The 6,606-nt window shown below is 36.2% G+C and carries 7 protein-coding genes and 1 pseudogene; 5 read left to right on the top strand and 3 right to left on the bottom strand.

Annotated features, from left to right (window positions below; all coding sequences use genetic code 11):
• Positions 1–75 (top strand): annotated as a pseudogene (locus tag MMO38_RS14775) (IS1595 family transposase); the annotation flags it as partial.
• 24 nt (positions 76–99) lie between these two features.
• Here the strand turns inward: MMO38_RS14775 and map are convergent.
• Positions 100–894: a type I methionyl aminopeptidase gene (gene map / locus MMO38_RS14770; RefSeq protein ID WP_241324014.1), complete on the bottom strand. Its 795-nt coding sequence runs from the start codon at positions 892–894 to the stop codon at positions 100–102.
• A gap of 343 nt (positions 895–1,237) precedes the next feature.
• On the opposite strand from map, the gene brnQ reads away from it, so the two are divergent.
• Together brnQ and MMO38_RS14760 are read left to right on the top strand one after the other, a co-directional pair.
• Positions 1,238–2,539: a branched-chain amino acid transport system II carrier protein gene (gene brnQ / locus MMO38_RS14765; protein WP_004671355.1), complete on the top strand. Its 1,302-nt coding sequence runs from the start codon at positions 1,238–1,240 to the stop codon at positions 2,537–2,539.
• A gap of 391 nt (positions 2,540–2,930) precedes the next feature.
• Entirely contained in the window at positions 2,931–3,191 is a 261-nt protein-coding gene (locus MMO38_RS14760; protein ID WP_005197139.1) for a hypothetical protein, read from the top strand.
• 12 nt (positions 3,192–3,203) lie between these two features.
• Here the strand turns inward: MMO38_RS14760 and MMO38_RS14755 are convergent, their stop codons facing one another.
• On the bottom strand, positions 3,204–3,659 hold the full coding sequence (locus MMO38_RS14755) for a hypothetical protein (protein ID WP_005197142.1): 456 nt from the start codon (positions 3,657–3,659) through the stop codon (positions 3,204–3,206).
• A 137-nt stretch (positions 3,660–3,796) separates the two neighbouring features.
• On the opposite strand from MMO38_RS14755, the gene MMO38_RS14750 reads away from it, so the two are divergent.
• A complete protein-coding gene (locus tag MMO38_RS14750; protein ID WP_241324018.1) occupies positions 3,797–4,654 on the top strand; it encodes an alpha/beta fold hydrolase in 858 nt (285 codons plus the stop codon).
• A gap of 710 nt (positions 4,655–5,364) precedes the next feature.
• Entirely contained in the window at positions 5,365–5,829 is a 465-nt protein-coding gene (locus MMO38_RS14745) for a MarR family winged helix-turn-helix transcriptional regulator (RefSeq protein ID WP_004671360.1), read from the top strand.
• A gap of 58 nt (positions 5,830–5,887) precedes the next feature.
• Here the strand turns inward: MMO38_RS14745 and MMO38_RS14740 are convergent, their stop codons facing one another.
• Positions 5,888–6,556 carry an SOS response-associated peptidase family protein gene (locus MMO38_RS14740; protein WP_241324013.1) on the bottom strand — a complete coding sequence of 223 codons (669 nt, stop codon included), beginning with the start codon at positions 6,554–6,556 and terminating at the stop codon, positions 5,888–5,890.
• Positions 6,557–6,606 lie beyond the last annotated feature (50 nt).

Below are 6,606 nucleotides of genomic sequence, written 5' to 3'. Positions count from 1 at the left end.
GAATGTGAGTTTAGATTTAACTATGGTAGTCCTCGACAACAACTAAAAACTTTGAGGTTTTGGACTAAAATTTAAACCTTATCTAGTACAGCCCCATAATTAAATACTAGGATAATGACCTGTTCCATTCGGCCACGGGGTCAATAACTCAAAACCATCATCAGTAACTGCGACCATGTGTTCCCATTGCGCTGATAGTGATTTGTCTTGGGTGACCACCGTCCAACCATCACTTAACTCTTTAATCTGTGGCTTTCCAGCATTGACCATCGGCTCAATGGTAAAAACCATTCCTTTTTTTAATACCATGCCTTGACCTTTTTGACCATAATGCAAGATATTCGGTTGTTCATGGTAAACACGTCCAATCCCATGACCGCAGTATTCGCGCACGATACTATAGCCTTCACGTTGCGCAACGGATTGAATTGCATGACCAATATCACCCAATGTCGCACCTGGCTTCACCGTATGAATACCCGCTAGCATCGCCTCGTAGGTTGTTTCGACTAATTTTTTTGCTTCCGAGGCAGGTTCACCCACAAAGTACATACGGCTGGTATCACCAAAATAACCATCTTTAATGACCGCAACATCAATATTTAGAATATCACCATCTTGCAAAAGCCTTTTCGCAGAAGGAATTCCGTGACACACTTCTTCATTGACTGAAATACAGGTGGTTTTGGTAAAACCGTGATAGCCAACATTGGCAGGAATAACTTGTAATGTATTAACGATATAATCATTACAGATATCATCTAAATATTCAGTTGAAACACCAGCCTTTATATAAGGACCAATCATTTCCAATACTTGTGCCGCCAAACGACCTGAGATACGTAATCTCTCAATATCTTGTTCTGTTTTAATGGTCACAGTAGAAGCTCTCATCCGAGATATTCCTTATAAAAAAACAAATTAATTCGAAAAATGCAGATCAAGTATTGCATTGTGTATTTCAGATAGTTGTACGCTTCAACCATCAAATCTTCAATCATTTTATGACTAAAACGGCATTTTTATTTTACATTTAATTTCAATTATGATCACAGGAAAAAACGATAGCACACATGATACCGGCTCTGGCTTTTAACAAATTCAATTAAGGCATAACACTTTAAAGTTCTAATGCGGTCTTTTTAGCCAAAAATAAATCAACTTTCACATAAATTAGTTTCAAATGACCGCACTTATGCTCTAAAATTCGCACTTTTATTTTAAACTCCCCTCTTTTATGAACCAACTCCGTACAGGAGATATTATTGCTTTAGGTTTTATGACCTTTGCACTGTTTATTGGTGCTGGCAATATTATTTTTCCTCCCATTGTTGCCCAGCAAGCTGGTGAACATGTGTGGCTTGCTGCATTTGGCTTCTTAATCACCGCAGTTGGTCTTCCTGTTATTACCATCATGGCCTTGTCTCGCACCCAAGGTTCAATTGAAAATATCAGCTCACCACTCGGACGTTTTGCCAGTTTATTGCTTACAATCGTCTGCTATTTAACTGTAGGGCCACTATTTGCAACCCCACGCACCGCTACTGTTTCCTATGAGATTGGCTTTGCGCCTTACTTTGGAACATCAAGCAGCAGCCTTTTTATTTACAGTATCATTTACTTTGCTTTTGTTACGGCTATTTCGCTTTACCCAAACAAACTCTTAGATACTGTAGGTCATGTACTTGCACCATTAAAAATTATTGCGTTGGCAATACTCGGTATTGCTGCATTTGCCATACCGACTGGATTGATCTCACCACCCATCAATAACTACGTGGCTAGTCCAGTTTCAGAAGGTTTTGTCAGTGGTTACTTGACCATGGATACGTTAGGCGCTTTAGTCTTTGGTATTGTGATCATTCAAGCGATTCAGTCTCGTGGCGTAACCGACACTAAACTCATAACCAAGTATGCCATCATCGCAAGTCTGATCGCGGGTGTAGGCCTTACTCTCGTTTATGTCAGCTTATTTAAGCTTGGTTTAGGTAGCCATGAAGTCGCTGCAAATGCAGACAATGGTGCAATTATTTTGCATGCCTATGTACAGCACGCATTTGGCGATTATGGCTCTTATTTCCTCACAGGTTTGATTTTCCTTGCCTGTATGGTGACAGCAATTGGTTTAACCTGCGCATGTGCCGAATACTTCACTGAGTTGACTGGTCTACCTTACAAATTGTTGGTGTTTATTCTCACAGGGTTTTCACTATTAATTTCTAACTTAGGCTTAACCAAATTGATCGCCTTCTCAATTCCAGTTTTGAGCGCAATTTATCCACCTGCAATTGTGGTGATTATGCTGAGCTTTTTTTGGAAGTATTGGAATAAGCCCTCTATTGTCGTCGGTTCAGTGACTGGTGTTGCTTTCCTTTTTGGTATCATCGAAGCCATTAAAGCAGCAGGCTTTGGTACCCACTTACCTACATTCATTGAGCAATTACCCTTAAATGAACAAAATCTTGCATGGTTACTTCCATCTTTAATCATTCTTGTAATTGCAATGATCGTGGATCGAGTGCTAGCAACAAAAAGATAAAATAACTTGTCGTTAAAATAGTGTTTTACCCAAACATGATTTTAGCTATACAAAAAATGTTCCTTTACCCAATGGACGTATTTTGTTTACGACAAATTATTCTTACCTAAACATTAAACATCGCATTTTTCATACCCGAATCCCCAATTTGCACAGATGAATAGCAGTGCTAAATTTTTCAAAATGTAAAAAAATGGAGTTGATATTTAACAAAAAATACCAACAATACACATTAAGAATACTAAAAAGCCTTAACAATCAATACCAATATAAACTTATTCAAAAAAATTATAGATTTACCTATTGAAATAAAGAGAAAATCGCAGTACAACTTTAATAACAATTCCGACAAAATCACATGGTTTTGTCATTAAGACAAGGAGGGATGGAGATGTTATCAACACATTTCAACAAGCAAGTCTTCATTAACACTCTGAAGACCAATGACTCAATTATTTATGCCATTACCACACTTGCATTAATGGCTACACTCTTATTTCAGGGTACAATTAAAGGCAACTTGAAACCTGAATATTTTATTTACGCACTGATTGTTTCATTAGCGTTTTGTGTATGGGCAGTCGTTGATCAAAAATTCCGACAGCTCAGCCTCGCACGTAAAATAAAATCTTTAAGGAAAATGGATGAGTAATCATCCATTTTTTTAGTACAGAAATTTAGCGATGGTTCCAAATACCAATACTGCTGTCGCACCTAGTTCAACAATAATTAAACTCAACATAATTAAACTCATTACCCAAGCAGGAAGTGTCCACCGACCTAATTGATGTGGTTGTTTGAATTGATTGGTGGTATCTCTTAAAAATCCATGGATGATATAAGTCAAAATAGACATCGCAAAATAGAATAAATTGGCAATGACACAAAACAAAGCGATAGACGCTGATAAAACAGTAAAGTGACTTAAAACAGCAAGAATTAGACTTGCAGCCGCATAAAGTAGACTACTCCGATGGGCAATATCTACATAATAATGAGCTCGTGCTTGTTCTGTTTTTCTAATCTGATAATACTTCCAAACCCCTGTCAGCATACCAACCCATAAAAAAATCCCGCTAAACACAATCGCAATTTGTGTCGCGCTACTCAAAACATACATCTCATCTCCCCAATATAAATATGATTTATTATGCGCACCTATATTACCTAAAAATTGACTTTGCAGTCATTTTTTAATCGAGTTTCTTTTTAGAACTCAGGTAAAGTAAAAAGATGCAATTACAAGAGTATTTTCAAATGAATACCTATGAATCATGCTGGATCGATTGTAAAGATGGCTATCAACTGGCTGCCCAATTTTATCCAGCACAAGTTGACAGCAAAAATTATCCAATTTTGATTTGCCCTGCAACAGGCATTACTAAAACGTTCTATCATTCTTTCGCTGAATGGTTAAGCCAACGAGGCTATCCTGTTCTGAGTTTTGATTTTAGAGGAATCGGAGAATCACTACATGAGCCGCTGAAAAACTCCACGGCTAGTATTAACGATTGGGGAATCTTAGATATCCCCGCAGCAGTTGACAGCTTATTGCATCAAACACAATCTGAGAAAGTAATCATCATTGGGCACAGTGCTGGTGGACAGCTACTTGGTATTAACCCTAACTATGACAAAGTCGCTAAAGTAGTCGCAATTGCAGGTTCTACTGGACATGTAAAAGGATTAAAAGGCAAGACCAAATTTTTAGCACCCGTTATGTTTAATATAATTTTTCCACTCTCTAGCTTTATCAAAGGCTATGGTGCAACACAATTTATCGGAATGGGCGAAAATTTACCCAGAAATGTGGCGAAGCAATGGGCGGAATTTTGTAGTAAACCGGGTTATGTCATGAACGCAGTGGGTAAAACCATATTTGAAGATTATCATCAGGAAATTCAATGCCCTATTACTTCATTTTGGGCTACTGATGATGAGATTGCTACTCAAGCAAACGTCAAAGAGCTCTTAGGTTTATATCCAAATGCCAAAACCAAATTAATTGAGCTAAAACCTCAACAACATGGCTATAAGCAGATTGGGCATATGTTAATGTTTAAAAAATCACATCAGAAGTTATGGCCTATTATTGAAAATGAATTAACAGTCTAATCCTCTCCATCTATCTCCTCTTTTAGATTCACACTTTCCGCATCTAAACGCGTAATCCAGTTTAGATGCGTTTTTTTATTGTGTTTTGATGGCTGCGATTTGCTAGGTATGACTTTTTATTTCTTGTGTTATCAATTAATTTTTCTTATCCAACAATATTATTGATTAGAAAATCTTAATAAATAACACTTTTAAAGTAATAAATTCAAGTCTCCTTGCTATAAAGTGTGATAAAGCATGTATTTATTCAACATTACTTATCACTTCTTTTCCATCAAATTTTAACCAAATGATTAAAACAAACACATGTATTTTTTATATATTTAACGATTATTTATTTTATAAATATAATGATTTTGTATTTTTATGACATTTTAGACAGAATTTTTTATAAAAAAGTCACGTCAAAACGCGTATTTTTTTCCTACAATACGATTACTCTACAAATGAGCAGAAATGCAAAATTGTAGGAATATCACTGAAATAAAATGATTCAGGAAATACATTATTCATTACAAATTTATGTGAATTTTGTGATAATTCCCTTAATCATTTATAAAGATAGTTTCATAATTATCTTTGGTAGATTTGCTATCAATGAAATGATAAAAAAATCAGAAAAGGTTTTTTTAGCAGATAAATTGTAGACATTTCATGGAATCTAAGAGCGACGCTATATTGCTCGATATACAAGCATGGGAAAGAAGTAAATGACAAAGAAATATGCGCGTTTTTTACCTACAGCCGAATCATTTAAGCTAGAAGATTTTCCATACTATTGGATTTCTCAAGTAAATTCTCAGTACGTTCAAAATATTGACAACGTACTCAAGAAATATGGTTTAGACAACTCTCGCCGTCGTATTTTAATTGCATTAGAAGTTAAACCTCATGCAAGCGTCTCCGAACTTTCGGATATGGTCATTTCAAAAATGTCTACTACAACCAAAATTGTTTATCGCTTGAAAGATGAAGGTTACATCGAAACCTACTCTTGTAAAGATGACGGCCGTATTACCCGCGTTTATTTAACCGATAAAGGCAAGGAAATGGTCATCAAAATCAATGATCTAACTTCTGTTATTTTGGAACAATCTTTTGATGGCTTAACGCCCCTTCAAATTGAAAAAACCATGGAAATTTTAAAGCTTATGTTTAAAAATCTTGCGCGTTGATTTTTGCTTAGCGAGGAAGGCTTCGATTAGAAGCCTTTTTTATTTGGATGATAAAACGCTAGAATGCATCGAACATATTTAACTGTGGTGTGATTTTTTCTATCTTAGCCTTAGGCACATATGAACATTCAAATTCTTCTACAGGGAAACCTTGCATAAAATCGAAGAGTTGATTCGGTTGTTTCAAACTCAGCCATTCATCTAAACGATCGTGAGGAACAACCACAACTGATCGTTTTACATCACCTGGTTCGTGAAAGTCTTTCATCATTGGATGGTCAATTGCATCCATCGTTAACATCGTTGCAGAACGAATAATCTGATCATTTAATTTTCGAATCTCATAAAGCGCCGCAATAAAAAAACCTTTGCCATCTTTACGGCGAACTCCCCATCTTTGCGGCTTATGATCAATATATTTACTTTCATAAAACTCTGAGACTGGGATAACGCCAAACTTACACTTAGATGCCGCTTCTTGAAAACTCGGCTTTTGAAAAACTGTTTCGTGCCGCGCATTATAAGTATGCTTCGTGATATTGGTATCTTCAGACCATTTAGGCACTAGCCCAAATAACACCTCACGCCACTCCAAACCTTGTGCCGATTTAAACAATAAAGGAGTCTTATAACTTGGATAAACCTCATCCGCATATTCAAAAGGAATAAGCGGAAGTTCAAGTTGCTTCGCTTGTTCAATAGTCAAAGGTTTATAATTAGCACACATAAGATCACTTAATCATACAACGCTCAAAATAAGATATTAAAAAGGAGGTC

Source organism: Acinetobacter sp. NIPH 1852, from assembly GCF_022549455.1.
GTDB lineage: Bacteria > Pseudomonadota > Gammaproteobacteria > Pseudomonadales > Moraxellaceae > Acinetobacter.
The sequence above is the reverse complement of the archived record's forward strand: the minus strand, read 5'-3'. Positions and strand labels throughout refer to the sequence as shown.

Excerpts from the sequence above, each read along its gene's own strand:
- MMO38_RS14745 (WP_004671360.1), top strand. The coding sequence starts at position 5,365 with ATGACAAAGAAATATGCGCGTTTTTTACCTACAGCCGAATCATTTAAG.
- brnQ (WP_004671355.1), top strand. The coding sequence starts at position 1,238 with ATGAACCAACTCCGTACAGGAGATATTATTGCTTTAGGTTTTATGACC.
- map (WP_241324014.1), bottom strand. The coding sequence starts at position 894 with ATGAGAGCTTCTACTGTGACCATTAAAACAGAACAAGATATTGAGAGA.
- MMO38_RS14755 (WP_005197142.1), bottom strand. The coding sequence starts at position 3,659 with ATGTATGTTTTGAGTAGCGCGACACAAATTGCGATTGTGTTTAGCGGG.
- MMO38_RS14750 (WP_241324018.1), top strand. The coding sequence starts at position 3,797 with ATGAATACCTATGAATCATGCTGGATCGATTGTAAAGATGGCTATCAA.
- MMO38_RS14740 (WP_241324013.1), bottom strand. The coding sequence starts at position 6,556 with ATGTGTGCTAATTATAAACCTTTGACTATTGAACAAGCGAAGCAACTT.
- MMO38_RS14760 (WP_005197139.1), top strand. The coding sequence starts at position 2,931 with ATGTTATCAACACATTTCAACAAGCAAGTCTTCATTAACACTCTGAAG.